Annotated in this window: 17 protein-coding genes; 11 read left to right on the top strand and 6 right to left on the bottom strand. The window is 54.5% G+C overall.

What is annotated here, in order from left to right:
• Window positions 1-101: 101 nt before the first annotated feature.
• Entirely contained in the window at window positions 102-1,064 is a 963-nt protein-coding gene (locus AB4Y89_RS02380) for a GlxA family transcriptional regulator (protein ID WP_442299310.1), read from the top strand.
• 92 nt (window positions 1,065-1,156) lie between these two features.
• Complete coding sequence (locus tag AB4Y89_RS02385) at window positions 1,157-1,492, top strand: cupin domain-containing protein (protein WP_442299311.1); 336 nt, start codon at window positions 1,157-1,159, stop codon at window positions 1,490-1,492.
• 25 nt (window positions 1,493-1,517) lie between these two features.
• On the opposite strand, the gene AB4Y89_RS02390 is transcribed toward AB4Y89_RS02385, so the two are convergent.
• Window positions 1,518-2,168: a TetR/AcrR family transcriptional regulator gene (locus AB4Y89_RS02390; RefSeq protein WP_442299312.1), complete on the bottom strand. Its 651-nt coding sequence runs from the start codon at window positions 2,166-2,168 to the stop codon at window positions 1,518-1,520.
• 83 nt (window positions 2,169-2,251) lie between these two features.
• On the opposite strand from AB4Y89_RS02390, the gene AB4Y89_RS02395 reads away from it, so the two are divergent.
• Window positions 2,252-3,313, top strand: coding sequence for a zinc-binding dehydrogenase (locus AB4Y89_RS02395; RefSeq protein ID WP_442299313.1), 1,062 nt, complete (start codon window positions 2,252-2,254; stop codon window positions 3,311-3,313).
• A gap of 91 nt (window positions 3,314-3,404) precedes the next feature.
• On the opposite strand, the gene AB4Y89_RS02400 is transcribed toward AB4Y89_RS02395, so the two are convergent.
• A complete protein-coding gene (locus AB4Y89_RS02400; RefSeq protein ID WP_442299314.1) occupies window positions 3,405-3,905 on the bottom strand; it encodes a TlpA disulfide reductase family protein in 501 nt (166 codons plus the stop codon).
• Window positions 3,906-3,917: 12 nt separating this feature from the next.
• Window positions 3,918-4,331 (bottom strand): hypothetical protein, encoded by a 414-nt coding sequence (locus AB4Y89_RS02405; protein WP_442299315.1) that lies wholly within the window; start codon window positions 4,329-4,331, stop codon window positions 3,918-3,920.
• 87 nt (window positions 4,332-4,418) lie between these two features.
• Between AB4Y89_RS02405 and AB4Y89_RS02410 the strand changes: the two genes are divergently transcribed.
• A complete protein-coding gene (locus AB4Y89_RS02410; protein ID WP_442299316.1) occupies window positions 4,419-4,865 on the top strand; it encodes a MerR family transcriptional regulator in 447 nt (148 codons plus the stop codon).
• A gap of 52 nt (window positions 4,866-4,917) precedes the next feature.
• On the opposite strand, the gene AB4Y89_RS02415 is transcribed toward AB4Y89_RS02410, so the two are convergent.
• The 3 genes from AB4Y89_RS02415 to AB4Y89_RS02425 form a co-directional block, all read right to left on the bottom strand.
• Window positions 4,918-6,534, bottom strand: a complete 1,617-nt coding sequence (locus AB4Y89_RS02415) for a B12-binding domain-containing radical SAM protein (RefSeq protein ID WP_442299317.1) — start codon at window positions 6,532-6,534, stop codon at window positions 4,918-4,920.
• A gap of 619 nt (window positions 6,535-7,153) precedes the next feature.
• Window positions 7,154-7,345, bottom strand: a complete 192-nt coding sequence (locus AB4Y89_RS02420) for a hypothetical protein (protein ID WP_442299318.1) — start codon at window positions 7,343-7,345, stop codon at window positions 7,154-7,156.
• An 809-nt stretch (window positions 7,346-8,154) separates the two neighbouring features.
• Window positions 8,155-8,355 carry a cold-shock protein gene (locus AB4Y89_RS02425; protein ID WP_442299319.1) on the bottom strand — a complete coding sequence of 67 codons (201 nt, stop codon included), beginning with the start codon at window positions 8,353-8,355 and terminating at the stop codon, window positions 8,155-8,157.
• Between the two features lie 579 nt (window positions 8,356-8,934).
• On the opposite strand from AB4Y89_RS02425, the gene AB4Y89_RS02430 reads away from it, so the two are divergent.
• From AB4Y89_RS02430 to AB4Y89_RS02460, 7 genes are all read left to right on the top strand, one after another.
• Window positions 8,935-9,825: a ThuA domain-containing protein gene (locus AB4Y89_RS02430; protein WP_442299320.1), complete on the top strand. Its 891-nt coding sequence runs from the start codon at window positions 8,935-8,937 to the stop codon at window positions 9,823-9,825.
• 27 nt (window positions 9,826-9,852) lie between these two features.
• Window positions 9,853-11,172: an MFS transporter gene (locus AB4Y89_RS02435; RefSeq protein WP_442299321.1), complete on the top strand. Its 1,320-nt coding sequence runs from the start codon at window positions 9,853-9,855 to the stop codon at window positions 11,170-11,172.
• Window positions 11,173-11,266: 94 nt separating this feature from the next.
• Complete coding sequence (locus AB4Y89_RS02440) at window positions 11,267-12,022, top strand: SDR family NAD(P)-dependent oxidoreductase (RefSeq protein WP_442299322.1); 756 nt, start codon at window positions 11,267-11,269, stop codon at window positions 12,020-12,022.
• Between the two features lie 246 nt (window positions 12,023-12,268).
• Window positions 12,269-14,461: an outer membrane protein assembly factor BamB family protein gene (locus AB4Y89_RS02445; RefSeq protein ID WP_442299323.1), complete on the top strand. Its 2,193-nt coding sequence runs from the start codon at window positions 12,269-12,271 to the stop codon at window positions 14,459-14,461.
• Between the two features lie 146 nt (window positions 14,462-14,607).
• Complete coding sequence (locus AB4Y89_RS02450) at window positions 14,608-17,151, top strand: TonB-dependent receptor (RefSeq protein ID WP_442299324.1); 2,544 nt, start codon at window positions 14,608-14,610, stop codon at window positions 17,149-17,151.
• A 16-nt stretch (window positions 17,152-17,167) separates the two neighbouring features.
• Complete coding sequence (locus AB4Y89_RS02455) at window positions 17,168-17,845, top strand: response regulator transcription factor (RefSeq protein WP_442299325.1); 678 nt, start codon at window positions 17,168-17,170, stop codon at window positions 17,843-17,845.
• A gap of 47 nt (window positions 17,846-17,892) precedes the next feature.
• Entirely contained in the window at window positions 17,893-19,248 is a 1,356-nt protein-coding gene (locus AB4Y89_RS02460; protein ID WP_442299326.1) for an ATP-binding protein, read from the top strand.
• Window positions 19,249-19,690: the final 442 nt, after the last annotated feature.

Here is a 19,690-nt window from a genome sequence, read left to right on the forward strand (position 1 = left end):
TATTTGGCAACCTCAATGCATCGTCACCTTTGATGAGCTTAGGGCGCAGGCGTCTCTACAGATAGTGGCAATATCGACGTTGTTTATGCAAAACTTGCCATGTGCACATTGTCCTGTATCTTCCGGAGGCTTTCTATTCTGCGATCGCTTCCGCGTTTGTGGAAACGCTTTTAGCGATCAACGGGGTGCGTGGCGACAAGGCATTTTCGTTCGAGTTCGTTTCGAGCAACGATCACGCTTGTTCAAAGTCGGGAATCATCTATCCGGTTAAGTCGCGCCCTTCCCGCAAGATGGATGTCCTGGTGTTGCTGACGGGCGTCGGGCTAGACGTGATGGAATCCGTTTCTGCCCTGGAAGAAGAGTCCGAACGTGTAAAGCCGTTGGTATTGCTTGCGAAGCGGCAGAAAGCCCGTATTGCTGCGACCTGCGGAGCTTCCTACATCCTCGCAAGGCTGGGACTCTTGAATGGGAGAAGTGCAACGATTTCGTGGTGGCTTGGGAAAGAAGTGAAGAAGACATTTCCCCGGGTCAAATGGGATCCTGCCCGCATCGTCGTTCGGGATGGATCCCTCTATACGACCGGGGCTGCGTTTGCGGGGTTAGAGCTCATTAGCAAACTCGTGATCGATCTCGGCTTCGCGACAGAGGAACGACAGGTCAGGAAATTGATGGTCCTTCCGCCGGCGCGTGAGTCCCAGGATCCATATGAGGTTCCGGGGCTGGAAGAGTCTACGTCCTTTAAAAAGCATTTGCGCCAGCTGGCACAGCGAAACCTCGCCGAGCTTGATCTGGCATTCCTTGCGGCCAAACTAAATACCTCCCCTAGAACGCTTTCGCGGCGGTTCCTGGACGAACTGCAGCTCACCCCTGGAAAGTGGATTCAAGAGCAGCGGTTAGAAGCTGCACGCGTCTTGCTGGAGTCGACAAAGCTGAGCGTCTCTGAGATATGCTTCCGCGTCGGTTACCAGGATTCTGCTTCATTCGGTAGGCTTTTTGCGAGAGTGACGGGACTGACGCCGGGTGCGTTTCGCAAAGAGCTTCGTCCCGCAACCCGGTCACGGTAAGCTACCCACGAGACGTAATTATCGGAGAGGACGCGGTCGTTGCCTTCTCCTTTGAGCTTTTGATAGAAGAACGGTTCGGAAAGGAGTTTTCGATGGAAGATCGCGCATTTGAAGTCATCAATCTTTCCGTCGAGTCAGCCGGAGTGGATCGGTATGACAACCATCCCATCGCTACGGTGAACGACCATGAAGTGCGCATCAGCACGATGACGGAGGCTTACCATTGGCATAGTCATCCCGACTCAGATGAATGCTTTCTGGCACTCGAAGGAGGCATCTACATCGACTTCGAAGATAGAACTGTGACACTGCCTCCCGGTCGTATGATCAATATCCCGCGAGGAACTCTCCACCGCACACGGCCGATTGGGGATCGCTCGGTCAATCTGACATTCGAACGCGCCAACGCGCGGAGTGACGCGGGATAAGCAAATGACACGCTGATTGCGAATTCTATGGGGCCTGGCGGTAGCCGACGACTTCGCCGTCACGGAGTCGACGAACGGTATGTCCGCTCAAAAGCGTCACGAAATCCGTGACGGCTCTCACGAGGTTGCTTTTTGCGACACCGTCCCGGGCCTGTACCGATATGCCGTGAAGCATCGCGGCGGTGAGGTTTCCCAGAGCCTCCGGATCGATTCCGCCGGGCAGTTCGTGGTCGCGTGCCGCTCGTTCGAAACGAATGATGATTGACTCCGTTCGACGGCGGCGATGCTCCTGAAGCCATTTTGCGATCTCATGATTTTCAGAGCTGAAGTTTGTGGCTGATGTGACAACCATGCAGCCTAACGGGCGACGTTTGCGCTTCTGGGTGTAAAGCTCCACCGCATCGATCAACATTGTGTGGATGGCATCCCAGACCGGCAGCGAAGAATTGAGAGCCCGATCGGCAAAGCCGCCATCGCCTTCCTCGTAAAGAAGAATGGCTTTCCGAAAGAGCTCTTCCTTGGAACCGAAAGCCGCGTAAATTCGGGCCGAAGCGATACCGAGCTCTTTCACCAAATCGGACATCGACACGCCCTCAAACCCGCGTTCCCAGAACAGATCGCGAGCTTGAAGTAACGCTCTCTCCGCATCAAACTCCCGGGGGCGTCCCGCCATCATTCGCTCCTTCCTAAGAAGAATAATTGACAGCAGACGGGTTTGCTCCTATTCTTTGTCAATCGGCAAAGAATAGGAGTTCAGTTATGCGGGCTGCAGTGGTGGTGGAACTAGGCAAACCCCTCGTTATCCAGAATGTACCTGGCCCCGAATGCCCAGCTGACGGCGCGATCATTCGGGTAGGAGCTAACGGTATTTGCCGAACAGACTGGCACCTGTGGACGGATGATTGGGCTTGGCGAGGCCTAGCGATCAAGCCGCCGTTCGTGCTCGGACACGAATTTAGCGGGACCATTGAAGAAGTGGGGAAAGATGTACGGAAGTGGAGGAAAGGGGATCCGGTCATCTTTCCCATGAACCCTGGCGATGGTGTCTGTGAGTGGTGTTTAAGTGGCAATCAGAATGTTTGCGACAAAGGGCATGAGCTTGTGCCCGGAGTCTCGTATTGGGGAGCATTCGGCGAATTCGTCGCGGTCCGATTCGCAGATACCAATCTGGTGCGGCAGCCGGACTCTCTAAGCTTTGTGGATACGGCAAGCCTTGCCTGCCGATACATGGCAGCGTTCCATGGCCTGGTCGATCAGGCCAATGTGCGCGGCGGGGAGTGGGTGGCCGTGTACGGTGCGGGAGGAGGCATGGGGCTCTCCGCGGTCCAGATTGCCGCAGCAACCGGGGCGAGAGTCATTGCGGTCGACATTTCCGATAATAACTTGCAAGCGGCGACCGAACTCGGTGCGACGTACACCGTCGACAGTCGGAAAGATGATCCGGTAGAAGCAATCCGGGAGATTACCTCCGGAGGAGCCCAGGTGTCCGTGGATGCGCTTGGCATTCAAGCCACCTGCCAGCAGGCCGTGCGCTCCCTCAGGAAGCTGGGGCGGCACGTTCAACTCGGACATACGACAACGAGAGAGGCTGGATATGTTCCGCTACCGATCGATGAGATCCTGCTCAAGGAGTTGCGACTCTACGGGACCTTCGGAATGCAGGGGCAACGGTACGGCGCGATGCTTTCGATGTGCGTCGCCGGAATACTGCAGCCAGGCAAGGTAGTCCGCCAACGGATTGGTCTAGACCAGATAACGGCGACCTTCGAACAGATGGGGACCTATGGCACGGCCGGGATCGTTGTGATCGATCGATTCTGAAATCAGGTGCGCACTTTATAGGACTTCACTATCGATTTCGAATAGTGATGCAATCAAGAACCAGAGAAAATTAACCCAAGGCCCAGGCCCTTTACTTCGAAGAGAGTTGCTGCTCGATCATTTGTTCAAAGTCCTTCTTCTTCCCAAAGCCAGTGACAGAAGATCGAATGATCCCATTACGATCGATGAGAAAGGTCGAGGGCAGCGATTCGTTGACGCCATATGACCTGGCAAGCGCACGCTTCCCCAGCGATATCGGATAGGTAATTTTTAATCGTCCCAGCGCCGGCCGCACGGCGGTCCAACCGTCCTCATCCATGGAAAGACCGACTACGATTAACCCTCGATCCCGATAGCGATTGGAGAACTCTTCGAACCAAGGCATTTCTACTCGGCACGGAGCACACCATGTAGCCCAAAAGTTGAGGAGTACAACTTTGCCTCGATACTTTACGAGCTCCAAACTCTGTGAGTTTTGATCCTTTAGGGAAAATATGGGAGCCTTTTTGACCGCTGCGGTTTGAGCCGCAGCGGTAAGAGGGTACGCTGCCGCAAATGAAAACAATGCGACAAACAGAGATGTCTTTTTCATTCGCAGCCTGCCTTAACCGACCAGCGCAGGAATTTCAGCGCGAATAAATTCCTTCACACCTTCAGGTCCGGCGATGTGAAGAGTCATCGGCTCGGAGCCGTTAAGAAGGTGGACGTCGAAGGTAAAGAAGGGGCAACAGAGACGTTCATTGCCGATCCATTCGGCCACGAGTTGCAGTGTATGTGCATCCGACGGAAACATGAATTCGTACCCGTCCTCAATTTCCTTAGCCGCGAGACGCTGCGAGTGGAGTGCAGGCGTCAGAAACTGAGACTGGCGTTTCCGCTGTTCTTTCGTCATCGCATTCATATTGCATGCAAAGACAGGTTTAGATTTCTCCGACGATTGAGCGGTCATGGGTGGTCCTTGACTCACGAGCATGGCAGAAATCAACAGGATTGCGACCTTTATGTGTGGAATCGTCATGTTTCTCCGATCTGTGAGCAAGCCGTGCTCACTCTTCAAACCGTAAAACTTCAAGTTAACTTGAAGTCAAGCGAGTAGCATAAGTACATGCCGAATTTGACTATTTCGGAGATTGCAAAAGAGGTCGGGCTGCGTCCTTCTGCCATTCGCTACTACGAGCAGGTTGGAGTACTGGAGCCAGCAGACCGTGTATCCGGTCAGAGACGCTACGACAAGACGGCGGTCTATCGATTGACTCTGATCCGGCGCGCACAAGAGGCGGGATTCAGCCTCACCGAAATCCAGGAACTCTTCACGGGTTTCAACAAGGAGGTTCCGGTTTCGGCTCGATGGGTAGCCCTCTCGCAACGCAAACTTGCCGAGTTGAGAGAGAAGATCGAGGGTCTTCGTTTCACGCAAAGTGTTCTTGAGGATATGGTTCGGAACTGCAACTGCAAAACTCTTGAAGATTGCGGCGAGGGGATATTCGTCCAGACCGGCGGAGTCAATAGTCTGGGAGTAGCTAGTTGTTGCGACACAAAACGACGTCGCTAACGTCTGCTGCATCGTCCGACACGAACAGCGGATTTCGTCTTCGACATACCATTCAGCGAACGAGCCAGGGAGCCTTGGTCGTGTGGCCCCACCCACCTTCGGGAGGGGCCGGTGGGTGCGTCGTGAGTTGAGTTAGATTGAGAGCTCCCTTTGAGCGTGGTTCCCATAAAGGAAATTGCAATTCAGGCATTGGCTTCGCCTGGAAGATGCGGCGCGTTTGTCGAGCAATCCATCGTGCGGATGTCTTCGCCTTTTTGCGCCGGGCACTATCTGTCGAGATCCCGGTCCCGGCGTACATCTGCCGATAAAGCTTGGATAGCAGTACGAACGCAAGGCGCGCACGAAGGGTTGGCGTACAGGCGGATCGCTTCCAGATTGCTCCGAACTCATAGAATCTATCCCATACTCCCTGCGTCCGATCTCGAATTTCATCGGAAGTCATGGACGGATGTGGCGTAAACATCTTGGGGCGGATTGTTGTCGGAATGAGCCAGTATCTTGTAATGGGTGTCCCTTCCACCATTTGTGGTTCGACAGACTGCTCCTTTTCCCAGCGTCCAAAATCGATGGTTCCCGGAAATGGAGTCATCATGACAAACTGTGCGAAGGTCACATCTGCTTTCAAAGCCAGTTCCACGGTAGCTCCGAAGGTGCCGGGCCTGTCCGTCGGCAGGCCGAAGATGAATGATCCGAGGACGTGTAGTCCGTGCTTTCGAAACTCCTGCAACTGTTGCACTAGACGGTCGCCGGAGTAGTTGAAGTCTTTGTAGACGGCCTTCAATCCTTCTGGTGTAACCGCCTCTACTCCTACCAGAGCGCCTTTGATATTTGCTTTGCGCATTGCATCCAGATACTCAGGGTCCTCGGCCGATTCCATGGTGATCTGTGTGAAGAACACCATATCTTTCGGCAGCTTTGCGAGCTCCGCCATCAGGGCGAACCGTTCATTGCGCGTCTGGAGCAACGACGCTAAGCGTTCGAGGTTGTTCTGCTCCCGGGCCAGTCGCAGGTCTGTCAAGGTGACGGGATAAAAATTGTCGTCCGCTAATGCGATGAATCGGAACCCTCTGCGCCTGAGGTCGACGATCTCGTCGATCACGCTCTCAAAGGTTCTCTGTCGTGGCTTCTGGCCGTCCGTTCGCCATACGGAACAGAACGAGCAGTGCTTGGGGCATCCGCGGATTGTTTGCACGGAAGCCCACATATACTTGTCGGTCTGCATCAGGTCCCACCGAGCCGGCAGGAACTGATCCGCTTCAAGCCTCCCGCCTTCGTAGAGGCGCCCGGCGCACCCTGCCTCGAGATCCAGCAGTACTTTTCCCCAGGCAACATCGCCATCGCCTTTCACGACAACATCAGCACAACCATGTTCAAAGGGTTCTTCGGGAAACAATGTCGCATGAATACCACCGTAGACGACCTTGGCGCCATGTTCATGTGCGATCCTTCCGACTTCGTAACCTCGCAACGCGTTGCCCGTGTGCACACTGATCCCGACAATATCCCCCGGATGAAGAATGTCTGGATCGAGCGCCTCCAACGATTCATCGACGAGGTTGGGATCACCCATAGAAGCCGGTGTCGCGGCAGCTAGAACAAAAAGCCAGCGTGGTGTAATAACCGCTGTTCCAAAAGAATTATCGCTGGGGTTGATTAGATGTACAGCCATCGTTCGAATGCCTCGACTTTCGTGGGTGGTCGACAGGGAACCAGCGTGACGGATGCTCCATCTGGCGAATGTTTGCTACCTGCTCACCCAATCTGGATCGACTGGAGCGTGGCGAAGACCTGCTCGTCATGACGGCCAGGATCGATCTCAAGATCGAGAACGGGGCCATCTTAACGACGAGTCCGATCGACAGTTCAAGTCGCTGACATTGCTACACGAGTGTTGTAGCGTTGGGCAATCAGATTTTCCAATGCGAAGGCTGGCAGAGAGTAATTCTTTGCAGAGAGGATGATCGCAGTCCACTTTTAGGAGAGTTTTGATCTCGCGCACCTTATTCACAAGCGGCGCGGTGAGCTCATCGTGCCGTACTTGTGTGCAGGGACTCTTCGAGCAGCTCTGCTCGCCGTCCATCATTGCGCCTGTGAAGACAGATGCCGGCTGCCAGAGAACCGATAATAGCGTCGATAGCAGTTCACGCAGCGTACCGGGAACAGCCTGAAGAAACGCATAAAGCGATCCATTGAACCAGCCTCGGCTTCCTCGAAATGAATCGAGGTACAAAGCGGGCACTGGTTTTCACTGAGCAGTTGCGGAAGTAGGTGAGACCGCATATCTTCCCTCATCCGAGTCGCTTTTTATCCTTAACCGGGTCGTGGAAGACCGTGATGGATGAGGAAGGTTCAATAACTATTGAGTCGCCCGGCTTTCTTGCCACTGTCGCTTCAGGCGCCACCTTCGAGCCGAATGGAATGATGTTCTTGTGAATCTTGCGAGCGAGGTGGCTCTTAACGCCTGTTTTCTTGGGGCTCATACTGGTACTCCAGTCGGGATCCGGTTGCTTACTTGAAGGGTGCTCGTCTGGAGCGAAGCAAAAGGATTGCTGAAGGCGAGAGAAGCTCGATGGTGACTGGTTCAACCATACGCCTCCACAGGAGTTCGTGCCGAAATAGTCTATTAAACGACGGGGGCACGAGAGGGCCTTTCAGGATGGATTTTCTTGTTGCTACGCAGAAGTCAATGCGATCGGAGTGTCAAGGCATAACTGCTGACCAGCTATGGCGATACTTCCGCAGTCTAGAAATACGAGTTAAGATCAGCTCGATAACTTCACTGCAGCGGATCTTCTCTGAAAGCCTATACTTGCCACATTGGGGATTGGCCTGCTTGCAAAATGACCCATCGCTAAAAGGGCGCTTCCCCGGCCCACGGAGGGGATATGCACTATTTCAGTGGCTGGCAGTGCCGTAGTTGCGGAGGCTTTACAGCGATCGCAATGGGTGAGGAGATGGCTTCGTCTGTTCCAGGTACGGCGCCGGTATTTCATTGGCGATCTGCTGATGCGACTTGTGAGAAGTGTGGGACAGTCACGGCTATATGTAGTTCAGGCTTACTGGATATGCCCATGAAAAAGATGCAGGATCAAGCTTCCTGGGATTTCGCCCGTACGATCTGCCACTCAAATCTCAACGCTCTGACAAACCTTATTGAATAGAAGATATGGGGACGAGATCTGCCCGAATACACTCTGGCGGGTCAAATCGGATTTCAGTCTCCAACAGGCAACTCCAAAAGAAAAAGGGAGCAGCCTTCGGCTGCCCCCTTCTAGATTAAAGGTCCGAGTTAGGCGACCTGAACGTTTTCAGCCTGCCAGCCCTTGGGCCCTTTAGTGACATTGAACTGAACCCGTTGGCCTTCCTGCAGTGAGCGGAAGCCGTTGCTCTGGATGGCACTGTGATGGACGAAAACATCTTCGCCGTTATCGCGGCTCAGAAATCCAAAGCCTTTTGCGTCGTTGAACCACTTAACTGTTCCTTGTTCCATGATGTTGTTCCTTTATGACTCGATTTACCGCTGAACGCAATTTGGGGTTTTTCTGCGAGTAAAGCGACAAGCCAGAACAAGCAAGCATACCAGATCGATTCCAACGACTGCTTTTAGTCTAGCAGGAGTTCCGGAGCAAAAAAGCGAAAGCCGCACAAAAAAGTGCTAAGGATGATCACGGTTGGAGCCAGATGTGGCATCTACTTCGCCAAAAGCGAAACCGTTAAGGGCTGAAATCTGCTTGCCGCCGGCTTTGCGGTCCACTCACTGCCGGAAGCCCAAATAGCAAACACCTCTTTGCGACATGCCCATCGAAAGCCGAACGTTTTAGTTTGGGCTCTTTGCCGGTGACAAGCAGGAAGCTAGGTGCGGTGTGATGGGAGTGCCAAATTACTCACCAGGAGGATTGACAGCTCAAAATTCGACTGTATACAGTGTTGCGGCAATGCCCTGAGGAATGCAAAAGCTCATTTGCCTGATGCGTTGCAGTTGTAGAAAACAGTTCGTATGGGCTCAAGTGGAACACTACTGAAGAGTTGGATTGCGGCGGCATTGATCCAATATTGCATAAGGAGAATTATGTCCCGCCGATTGCTCGAGCTGTGTCTTGCTTTGGCAGTGTGCGCTCCATCTTTGCGTGCGCAGAGCTATCCGCCGGCTCCTTCGATTCCTGGGCAGAATGTAAATGGCATGCATATCTATATCCGGGCAGGATTGAAGACGCATGCGCCGGGCTTGCATGACTATCCGCAGTTTCTTGCGGACTGGAGCAAGGTGCTGACCGAGCATGGCGCTGTTGTGGACGGTTCGTATCATTTCCCCACGGATGATGAACTTGCGCACATAGATGTGATCGTCTTCTACAAGGGTGACTCTGGTTACTTGACGGACAAGCAGAAAACGACGCTCGAAGCTTACCTGAAGCACGGCGGCGGCGTGGTAAGTATCCACGATACGATCTGCGGACCGGATCCGGCCTACTTTGCCACAATCTTCGGTGGAGCGAAAAAGCATGGTGAGGTGAACTACACCTGGGATGCTCCAATCCCGTACACCATTGTCGACAAGTCCGATCCGATCATGCAGGGGATGGCGGATGTGACTCTGCCGGATGATGAAGCATTCTTCAGCATGACATGGGCGCAGAATCCCAGGATTCATGTGCTGGCGACCACCGTGATGGCGGCAACGCCGACCGCCGGCACACATAAAGGAGAGGTGGTTCCCCAAATCTGGACCTACGAACACACACTTCCAGGCGGCCAGCCGGCACGCGCGTTTGTCTGGATGCAGGGGCACAAGTACGAGAGTTTTTCTAACCCACAGATTCAGGCAATGCTGTTGCGTGGTATCGCGTGGGCGGGCAAACATCCGGTGAACGAGCTGGTAGATTACAAGGCCCCGCCGCAAGGGAATCGCACGCCAGGAGCGCCGGCAGGAGTTTCTGGTCAATCCGTGCAGAACCACTGACAATGAAGGGCACGTCTGAAAGGGCGCGTGCAGGATGCTGCGGAAACGAGATTGAAGTTATCCATGAAACCGACTCGCGCTCGCTACGGTGTGGTTGCCCTGGCAATTTCGCTGGCTGTGCTCTCTTATGTGCAGCGAGTGGCTATCTCGCAGGCGGCTGTTCCAATCGCTCAGGAACTTCATTTGAACAAGGCACAGATGGGCCTTATCTTCGGCGCCTTCGGTTTGTCGTATGCGCTATTCGAACTCCCGATGGGGCTGCTCGGTGATCGCATCGGTGTCCGCCGCATTCTCCTGCAGATCGTATTCGCGTGGTCGGCCTTCACCGCATTAACCGGTGCCGCATGGAACGTGGCCAGCATGTGGGTGATTCGTTTTCTTTTTGGTGCCGGGGAGGCTGGCTGCTTCCCAAACCTGACGCGCATGTTGAGTGTCTGGTTGCCGCGGCACGAGCGTATCAGGGCTCAGTCCATGATGTGGGCTTTCACTCGATGGGGCGGCGCTGTCACGCCGCCATTGGCGCTGGCGTTGATCACTGTGGTGGGGTGGCGCTGGGCATTCGTACTCTTCGCACTTATGGGCGTGCTTTGGTGTGTCGTGTTTTCCTCATGGTTTCGCGATGATCCGCTACGGCACGGCAGCGTAAATGTTGCGGAGGCCGATCTGATTTTGCAGCAGCGTGCGCTGACCACCCATGGTGCGGAGCACAATTGGCTAAAGGTGCTGTTCACGACCCGCGTGCTGCTGCTGACGCTGCAATACTTCTGTTTCTCGTTCGTTTGGTATTTCTACATCACCTGGCTACCTACATACCTGCGCGAAGCGCGGGGACAAACCGTCGCGCGCGCGGCCACGCTATCCGTGATTCCGCTGCTTTTCGGAGGAGTGGGATCGCTGCTGAGTGGAATGTTGCCGCTGCGCGTACCACGCCGCATCGTCGCCTTATGCGGCTTTTTGTTTACGGCAGTGCTGCTGTTTCTGTTTACGCGCCTCACCGACGTATTGCCGGCGATGATCTGTCTCGGCTTTGCAAGCTTCTTCAGCGATATCACCATGCCGATCTCCTGGAATGCGTGCGTGGAGATCGGTGGTCCATACACCGCTACAGTGGCCGCAACGATGAACATGCTGGGTAATCTTGCGGGCTTTGTCGCGCCGGTATTTGCAGGTTTTCTGCTGCAGCGTAGCGGCGGCAATTGGAATTCTCTGATCTACACGATGGTAGGGGCGGCGTGCGTCTCCGCAAGCTGTTGGCTCGTGCTCGATCCGGAGGGTAGGTTGTCTGCTCCGGGGCAGGGAAGCTCAGTACAAATGTTGGACGCTCAGGCAGAAACGAATTCTTTGTAAGTTGACTCAAAACAACTGAACTCTGTATACAGTTGCAGAAATCTCCAGCCGGTCCAATGTACTTGTTCCGGATCCTCGAAAAACAGGTGAGACGATGGTCATCGATTTATCTGGCAGGACGGCAGTTATCACCGGCGCAAGTCGTGGCCTTGGAGAGGCGATGTCGCTGGCCCTGGCGGAAGCAGGTGCGACGATTGCGCTGGTGGCGCGCGATGTTGAGCGGCTCAGGTCCGTCAAGTCCGCCATTGAGGCGAAAGGCGGCACTGCGGAGTGGTTCACCGCCGACGTGACGTGCGAGAGTGATGTGACCCGGCTGCAGGAGCAGGTTCAGCAGCGCTTTGGTGCTCCCCAGATCCTAATCAACAATGCCGGAACCAACATCCGTAAGCCGCTGATCGAGTTCACCCTGGAGGAATTTCGCAGCGTGCTTGACTCGAGTCTGATCTCCACGTTTCTGCTGTGCCGCGCGTTTGTACCAGGTATGCAGGGCACAGGCTTCGGGCGCATTCTGAACATGACGTCCATCATGAGTCATGTTTCGCTACCGGGGCGCACGGCCTACTCGTCAGCGAAGACGGCGCTTCTTGGGTTGACACGCGCACTTTCACACGAGCTCGCGTCAGAGGGCATCACCGTCAACGGCATCAGCCCTGGGCCCTTCGGCACCGATATGAATCTGCAGGTGATGAACAACCCCGAGGCGAATGCGCAGTTCTTGGCCAGCCTTCCAGTCGGACGCTGGGGCAAGGTGGAGGAGATCGGTGCGCTGGCCTGCTATCTGTGCTCGGAACATGCCGGCTTTATTACAGGGACGGACATTCTTATCGATGGTGGGTGGACCGCGAAATGATCTTAACGATAGGGCATGAGGACGTGAGACGAAACAGGGGGCAAGGTCAGTATTTAGGACACAGGTAGAGTTTTTGCTCCAGGAAGGGCGGCAGGAAAAATGCAATTCAAATCAGGATTGAGTAGGGGCGGGTCACTCAGCCTTCTGTCCACATTCTTATTTGTGTCACAATTTGCCGCCAGTGAAGGTGGTCAGAACTCCCCCGAAGCTAAACCTGCATCCCTGACGGCCCCGGGTGATTGGCCAATGGTCGGTCGTGATGCAACGGGGACACGTTATTCCCCGCTGACACAGATCACCCCGGAGAATGTGAACAAATTGGCGGTTGCATGGGTTTATCGCATGAAGCCGGCAGCAAGTACCGGCGCGACGCAGCCTTCCTCGACAGCTTCACCAGCCACATCGGGCTTCCATCAGTCGGAAGATCAACCCCTTGTGATCGGTACGACGATGTATGTAGTCACTCCCTACAGCCGAATCGTTGCTTTGGATTCGGCAACGGGTGCGGAGAAGTGGGTGTTTGATATTCCCGATGGTGACAATGCTTCGATGCGTGGCTGCGCCTATTGGCCCGGCGATGCAACCTCAGGGCCTTCAATCATCTTCGGCACTCGTCTCGGACACATGTATTCGATCAGCGCAGCAACGGGACAGATCAACTCCGACTTCGGTACTAACGGGATGGTTGATCTCAAGACCCCCGAAGTTATGACGACCGGCATGGATAAGAGCTATATTTTGCCCTCTCCCCCGGTTATTTATAAGGGACTGGTCATTACAGGCGCAGGACCTGGGGAGGGGCCGGGAGGAGCGCTCGGGGGCGTTGGTCCTGCCGGCGACACTCGTGCCTGGGATGCACATACGGGCAAACTGGTATGGACGTTTCACTCCGTTCCGCGGCCGGGAGAGCCGGGGCACGAAAGCTGGGCCGGCGATTCCTGGAAGGATCGGTCGGGCGTCAACGTCTGGGGTTACATGACGATCGACGAGGCACGAGGCATTCTCTATATGCCTCTAGGAGCGCCCAATAATGATCGCGTTGGTGTCGATCGGCCAGGCGATAATCTATTCGGTTCTTCTCTCGTCGCCGTCAATGCAAATACTGGCAAGCTGCTGTGGTATTTTCAAGTGGTTCACCACGACATCTGGGATATAGACACCCAGTCGCCACCGACTCTGTTTGATGTAAAGCGCGCCGGCAAAATCATCCCCGCGGTAGCCACTGTTAACAAAAACGGATTGATGTTTATTCTCGATCGCGTTACGGGCAAGCCGATCTACGGTGTTGTGGAGCGACCCGTTCCTGCAAGTAATGTCCCTGGAGAAAAGACTTCTCCAACACAACCCTTCCCCGTGCTTCCCGAACCGCTTTCGCAAACGACCCTAAGCCGATCGAACCTCTACAAGGACACCCCTGAGCATCAGGCATGGTGCGAACGATATGTCGATGACAACAATATGCTCCTCGGAGATGTATATACCCCTCCGGCATTAGATCGGTACACCGTTGTTCTGCCCGGGACACAAGGCGGCGTGAACTATTATGGCGGAGCGTTCGATCCTAAGCTCGGTCTATTCATAGCCAATGTGAACAATCTTGCGCAGCCGGTGCGTGTGATACGCGACGCTGACGGGAGCTATATCAACTCGGGGCCGCTCGCGGGCGTGGCGCGCTTCTGGAATCCCAGCAATCACTTACCCTGTGGTCCCACGCCTTGGGGAGAGTTGGTGGCTGTCGACGTCAATACCGGAAAGATAGCATGGCGCTCGACACTGGGAGTTACCGATAGTTTGCCCGAGGGGAAGCGGAATACTGGTAGGCCGGGTCTCGGCGGAGCTATCATCACGGGCAGCGGATTGGTCTTCATTGGTGCTACCGATGACTCTCGCTTCCGGGCATTTGATGCAAAAAACGGAAAAGAGATATGGACAGTCAAATTGCCGGCTTCCGCAGAAGCTACGCCGATTACCTACGCCGCGAATGGTAAGCAATATGTAGCTGTTGTCGCAACCGGGGGCGGCCTGATCGGCGCTAAATTGGCCAGTGATTCATTGGTGGTGTACAGCCTCCCTGATGCTAATGGCGCGGTGGCATTTCGACCTACACAGCCTTCCGCAAGGGCGCCACAGGTATCGCCCTCTGTGAAGGCGGCGCCGACCGTGGCTACATCGCAGCTTATAAAACAACTAAGCGCATCTGATCTCGCTCTCTTTCCGGCGGGGCCAGGTCGAGAGACGACTCTTCGCGTGTGCTCCGGCTGTCATTCCGTCTCAGTGGTGGCTGCGCAACACCTCGATCTCCAAGAGTGGGGCGATCTGGTTCAAGTTATGGCCGGTCGCGGCGCTGTCGCTAGCGATATAGAATTCGACCAGATCGCTGCTTACTTAGCAAAATCGTTTCCCAAGCACCCACCATCAGCGCCGCCTGTCCACCCCTAGAGTATTTTCCCTGTTGCCGGGTATTCCGGAAGGGCGCGCAGCGGCGTTTTCTTTGCGGAAAACGCCCATGGATGCGGAAGCGGCTATGTCGATTCCACGCTGTGCTTCAGGGAAAATTCAGGCTACCCGGCATACGCTTTTATTCGATGAACTTTAGAATTCTTCTTCGCACTCTTGTTCTGCTCTTCCTGTCGTCAGCCTTGTACTCACAGGTGACGGTGTCAGGACATATCTCAGATCCAGATGGCGCGAATGTCCCAGATGTTCAGGTTGCAATTTCCGCCAATGGCCGGAAGCTAACTACGACGTCGGACAACAATGGAAGCTTCCGGTTTTTACACGTGGCGCCGGGTGCCTACCGGTTGAGAGTGGAAGCAGCCCACGGTTTCGAAGCGTACGAAAGAAATATCGCGGCGGGCACGAATGCGGTCAGTCTCTCTATTCAGCTCAAGGTGAGCTCGGTCGCACAAGAGGTTGTCGTCGCTAGCGAACCCGATGCCGTCTCGTTGGATGACTCGAATAATCGAGACCAGATCAAGGCGGACGCGAGTCTGTTGCAATCCGTGCCGGTGTTTGACCAAAACTACATCGCGGCGCTTAGCCCCTTTCTTGACCAAACAGGTATTGGCACCGGGGGAGTAACCATTGTTGTGGACGGGGTCGAGAGGAAGGGAATCGGTGTTTCGGCTTCCGCGATCGCGGAGGTGAGGATCAATCGAGATCCGTATAGCGCGGAAACGAGACAGCCCGGACGCGGCCGCATCGACATCATTACCAAGCCAGGAACTCCGCATGTTCACGGCAGCTTTAACTTCACCATACGAGACTCTGTGACGGATGCGAAAAACTATTTCGCGGTAACGAAACCGTTCGAACAGAAGCGGATTTACGAGGGTTCCATCACGGGGCCTGCGGCGATGGACCACCACACAACCTTCCTCATCTCCGGAACGCGGCAGGAAGACAATCTCCAATCCATCGTGCATGCCATCACCCCTTCGGGTGTCACCAACGCCAATGTTGCAACGCCATTGCACAATACAGAGTTTGCGGCACGTATTTCGCACGACTTCTCGCCGGCGAACCGCGTCTCGCTTCAATACAACGTCAGTGATGTCGTGACAAGGAACCAAAGTGTGGGCGGGCTTGTTCTGGCTGAGGCGGGAACGAATCAGAGAGTCCGCGAGGATGATGTGATCTTCACACAGCGCATCATCGTGACGCCGAACCTTCTGAACCAGATCCAATTGTTCTATGAGCAAGACTATGGTCCCATCCGCAGTACGACGAACGCTCCCAGGATTGTTGTCGATGGGAATTTCGTTGGCGGAGGCGCCCAGGCCGACATGCTGCAGAATGAGAACAATCTGAAGATCAACGACACTGTGAGTTGGACCCACAGACATCACTACGTCACATTTGGCGTGAATATTCCCAATCTGAGTCGCCGTGCATGGGACGACAATTCGAATCGGTGGGGTACGTACAACTTTGCGAGTCTCAGTGATTACCAGTCGGCAAAGCCATATTCCTTCACGCAGCAGGCTGGCCCCGGACGCGCGATCTTCTGGATGAACGAACTGGGCGCATTTGTGCAAGACCAGGTCCAGTTGAGAAAAAACTTACAGGTATCGTTCGGTATCCGCTATGACTGGCAAACCTACTTCAAGGCATGGAATGATTTTGGTCCACGCGGGTCCATAGCATACCGCTTCAAAGACCAGAAGACCGTACTGCGAGGGGGAGCCGGGCTTTTCTTCGATCGAAGCGGCGCTCCGCCGGAAGCCGATCTGAATCGATACAACGGGCATACGATTCGAGCGGTTACTCTTCTGAATCCTGGCTATCCAAATCCGTATCCTCCGGGTATGGACATTAACTCCTTCCCGACCAATCTTGTGACACTGGAGCCTGCTGGACGAGTCCCGTACAACATCAACTACAGCCTTACGGCGGAACGTGAGCTGGTGAAGGGACTGACCCTTGCGGTTACCTACCGCGGGATGAGGGGAATATCGCTTCTGCGGTCGAGAAATGTAAACGCGCCCTTGCCGCCGGCTTACACGGTTGTTCCCGACGGGGATTTTGGGATTGTGCGACAGATGGAGTCACGCGGAAAACAGATTGGAAATACATTCGACTTCACCCTTCAGGGAAAAGCCGGCCGCTGGTTTTCGGGAATGACGCAGTACACCTACAGCCACACGAACAACGATACTGGCGGCGTGACTTGGTTTCCGGCAAACCAATATTCGCTGGCTGGAGAGTATGGCCGTTCCGATCTTGACCAGCGACATCGCTTCAACATGCTTGGCGCATTCAATGGAGATCACTGGGTGAACCTGGGCGTCGCCGTGAAACTGTATTCCGGTCTGCCTTACACAAAGACCGCCGGTCTTGATCGCTATAATACCGGTCTTCTAAATGCACGGCCCGATGGTGTATCGCGAAATACGCTGCAGGGAGGCCGGACCGCGGCGCTTGATCTTCATTGGGGTAAAGAGAACGAACTGGGACTGAAAAATGGAGACGTAAAGGCGAAGGTCGGCCTGTCGATCGATGTCTTCAATGTCAGCAACACGACTTCCTACACCACGTATGTAGGGAATATCCGATCTGCTTTCTTTGCTCGTCCGACGGCGGCGATGCCCGCACGCAGAGTTCAGTTCGGAGCGCAGCTCACGTTTTAGGCGATAGGCTGGGTGCATGAGGATTCTTGTTGTCGAAGATGATCCAAGGATGGGGCCGCTTCTGAAGGATGCGCTCGAGAAGAAGTCGTATCTTCCGGTCCTGGCAACTTCTGGAAGCGAGGGGCTGGAGATTGCTTCTGAACATGAGTTCGAGCTGATTATCCTGGATATCATGCTGCCGGGCTTGAATGGGCTCGAGGTCGCTCGCGGTCTACGCGCCCGCAATATCGGCACCCCGGTTCTGATGTTGACTGCCCGGGACACGATAACCGATGTCGTCGATGGGCTTGATTGTGGTGTCGACGACTATATGACGAAGCCGTTTGCATTCGAAGAGCTGTTTGCGCGTCTACGAGCCCTGGCTCGGCGGCAGACCCGGATGCCTTCCGTGCACTACCAGATCGAAGACCTGAAGCTTGATCCGGTCACACACCATGCGAGCCGGTCTGGAACGTCAATACAGCTTACGCGTACTGAATATCTGCTACTGGAATACATGATGCGTCGTCCTAATTCGGTCCTGCGTCGCGATTCCATTATCAACGCGGTCTGGGGTTATGAGAGGACTGTCGAAAACAACACTTTGGATGCATTTATGAAGCAGCTACGCTCGAAGATTGACGATGGCTTTGAGGTGAAATTGATCCACACGGTACGTGGTTTCGGTTACCGTTTGGCTTCGGATAAGTTATGAAGTCCCTCTCGATCCGTACCCGTTTGACTGTCTGGTATGCCGCGGTTGTGGCAATCACCATTGCATTGCTGAGTTGCGGAATTTACCTGGCGGCCGTCCAGGGCGTGCGGCGGGTCGCCGACCAGGAACTGAATGCCGGCATCAACGGGATTGAAGCCTTCTTGCGTCACAAGCTTGACATCAAGCAGATGGACAACCTGGGAGAAGAGCTGCGGGAACACGCTGCGCTTCTTCCTCGGAACCGGATGTTTCGGGCTATCGATCAGACGGGAACCCTCATTTATCAGCCAGATCAGATGGCAATGATTCCGCGTGTGCAACTGTCTGAGGGGGCGACAGCAGGGAACCTCAAAGTCGGCTCTCGCTCATACAGGACGATGAGCCGTCACGTGCATGTTGGGCCATACCTGTTTGTGCTGCAAGTTGCTGTGGACCAGACGGAATACCATGAGTTGCTCACAGGTTTCGCCTGGCTGCTTGTACTCATCACGCCGCTGGCGGGGCTTTTCGCGGCAGGCACAGGATATTGGATGGGCGGACGAGCATTATTGCCGATCCAAGAGATTACCCGCGCGACAAATTCGATTGATGCGAACAATCTTGAACGACGGCTGACGATTACGGGGACGGGGGACGAGTTGGATCGTCTTTCTGAGACGATCAACGGGATGCTGGACCGGATTGCAGGCTCCTACGAGAGGATCAAGCAATTTACTGCGGATGCATCCCACGAACTGAGGACCCCGACCGCGGTCGTTAAGGCCTCCGCCGAGGTTTTGCTGATGGGTGACAGCCAGCCTGACACAGCTCGTAGGACGCTGAACCATATCATTTTGGAGGCGGATTATATGACGCGGGTCATCGAAGATTTATTGACTCTTGCAAGATCATCCGCAAATGACAACCTGCCTCCGAGCGAACTATTTGAGCTCGGAGAGTCGCTACGTGCACTGGAGCCCAGGATCGTATCGCTTGCTCATCGGAAGAATATCCAGGTGAGGACGAACTTCGAGGACGACCTCTTGGTCTTGAAAGGCAACCAGAGTGTGGTCGAGCGGGTCATGATGATCCTGGTCGACAACGCGGTTCGATATACACCCGCAGGCGGATCCGTTCAAATTCAGATGTGGAGAAATGGCCTCATGGGAGGCTTCAGTGTTGTTGACGATGGCATCGGCATTCCAGCCGAGCTTCAGAGCAAGGTCTTCGAACGCTTTTATCGTGTGGATGTAGTGCGAACATCAGGCGATGGCGGTTCGGGGCTTGGTTTGTCCATCGCCAAGAGCTTGACAGAGGCGTATGGTGGCTCAATCACACTGACCAGCGAAGTGGGGAAAGGTACGAACTTCACTGTGTCTTTCCCATGCGCGGAGATTGCAGCCGAGGCTTATCCCTATGCTTGAGTACTCAACGACAACGCAGGTAAAGTAGAGCCTTGAAACTACTGCGATCGAGAGAACCTCGTTCAAATCTATTTGCCAAGGGCAATCTTTGACGCCTATTAGGGCCCTGCTTTGAAGCGTAGCTCCGACAAGAAAATTAATCAATTTAGCATAAACATGCAGTCCTTGTTTGGAGAAGAAGCAGGCACTGCTTGGCCGCGAATGGCATATTTATGCAGTATTGAAAGTAATACGTTGACAGGGAAATCTCGGATTCATATGCTGGCTCCTGTTTCGTTCAGGAGGAGTCATGTTGAAAGCAAAGACCACGTTCGAACAAGTGAGTGCCGCAAGAGCACCACGAATCATGCAAGGCTCCCTGCGAGTCTCCTTCTGACGGTTGGTGCCGGGCCAATCTGCATGCTTTGGGATAAATCAGATTGATCTGAGCAAACTTGGAATC

Source organism: Terriglobus sp. 2YAB30_2, assembly GCF_052114765.1.
Classification (GTDB): domain Bacteria; phylum Acidobacteriota; class Terriglobia; order Terriglobales; family Acidobacteriaceae; genus Terriglobus.

Bases quoted from the DNA above. Each gene is read 5' to 3' on its own strand.
- AB4Y89_RS02410 (WP_442299316.1), top strand. From the start codon at position 4,419: ATGCCGAATTTGACTATTTCGGAGATTGCAAAAGAGGTCGGGCTGCGT.
- AB4Y89_RS02445 (WP_442299323.1), top strand. From the start codon at position 12,269: ATGGTCGGTCGTGATGCAACGGGGACACGTTATTCCCCGCTGACACAG.
- AB4Y89_RS02390 (WP_442299312.1), bottom strand. From the start codon at position 2,168: ATGATGGCGGGACGCCCCCGGGAGTTTGATGCGGAGAGAGCGTTACTT.
- AB4Y89_RS02415 (WP_442299317.1), bottom strand. From the start codon at position 6,534: ATGGCTGTACATCTAATCAACCCCAGCGATAATTCTTTTGGAACAGCG.
- AB4Y89_RS02400 (WP_442299314.1), bottom strand. From the start codon at position 3,905: ATGAAAAAGACATCTCTGTTTGTCGCATTGTTTTCATTTGCGGCAGCG.
- AB4Y89_RS02420 (WP_442299318.1), bottom strand. From the start codon at position 7,345: ATGAGCCCCAAGAAAACAGGCGTTAAGAGCCACCTCGCTCGCAAGATT.
- AB4Y89_RS02455 (WP_442299325.1), top strand. From the start codon at position 17,168: ATGAGGATTCTTGTTGTCGAAGATGATCCAAGGATGGGGCCGCTTCTG.
- AB4Y89_RS02440 (WP_442299322.1), top strand. From the start codon at position 11,267: ATGGTCATCGATTTATCTGGCAGGACGGCAGTTATCACCGGCGCAAGT.
- AB4Y89_RS02450 (WP_442299324.1), top strand. From the start codon at position 14,608: ATGAACTTTAGAATTCTTCTTCGCACTCTTGTTCTGCTCTTCCTGTCG.
- AB4Y89_RS02385 (WP_442299311.1), top strand. From the start codon at position 1,157: ATGGAAGATCGCGCATTTGAAGTCATCAATCTTTCCGTCGAGTCAGCC.
- AB4Y89_RS02430 (WP_442299320.1), top strand. From the start codon at position 8,935: ATGTCCCGCCGATTGCTCGAGCTGTGTCTTGCTTTGGCAGTGTGCGCT.
- AB4Y89_RS02395 (WP_442299313.1), top strand. From the start codon at position 2,252: ATGCGGGCTGCAGTGGTGGTGGAACTAGGCAAACCCCTCGTTATCCAG.
- AB4Y89_RS02405 (WP_442299315.1), bottom strand. From the start codon at position 4,331: ATGACGATTCCACACATAAAGGTCGCAATCCTGTTGATTTCTGCCATG.
- AB4Y89_RS02425 (WP_442299319.1), bottom strand. From the start codon at position 8,355: ATGGAACAAGGAACAGTTAAGTGGTTCAACGACGCAAAAGGCTTTGGA.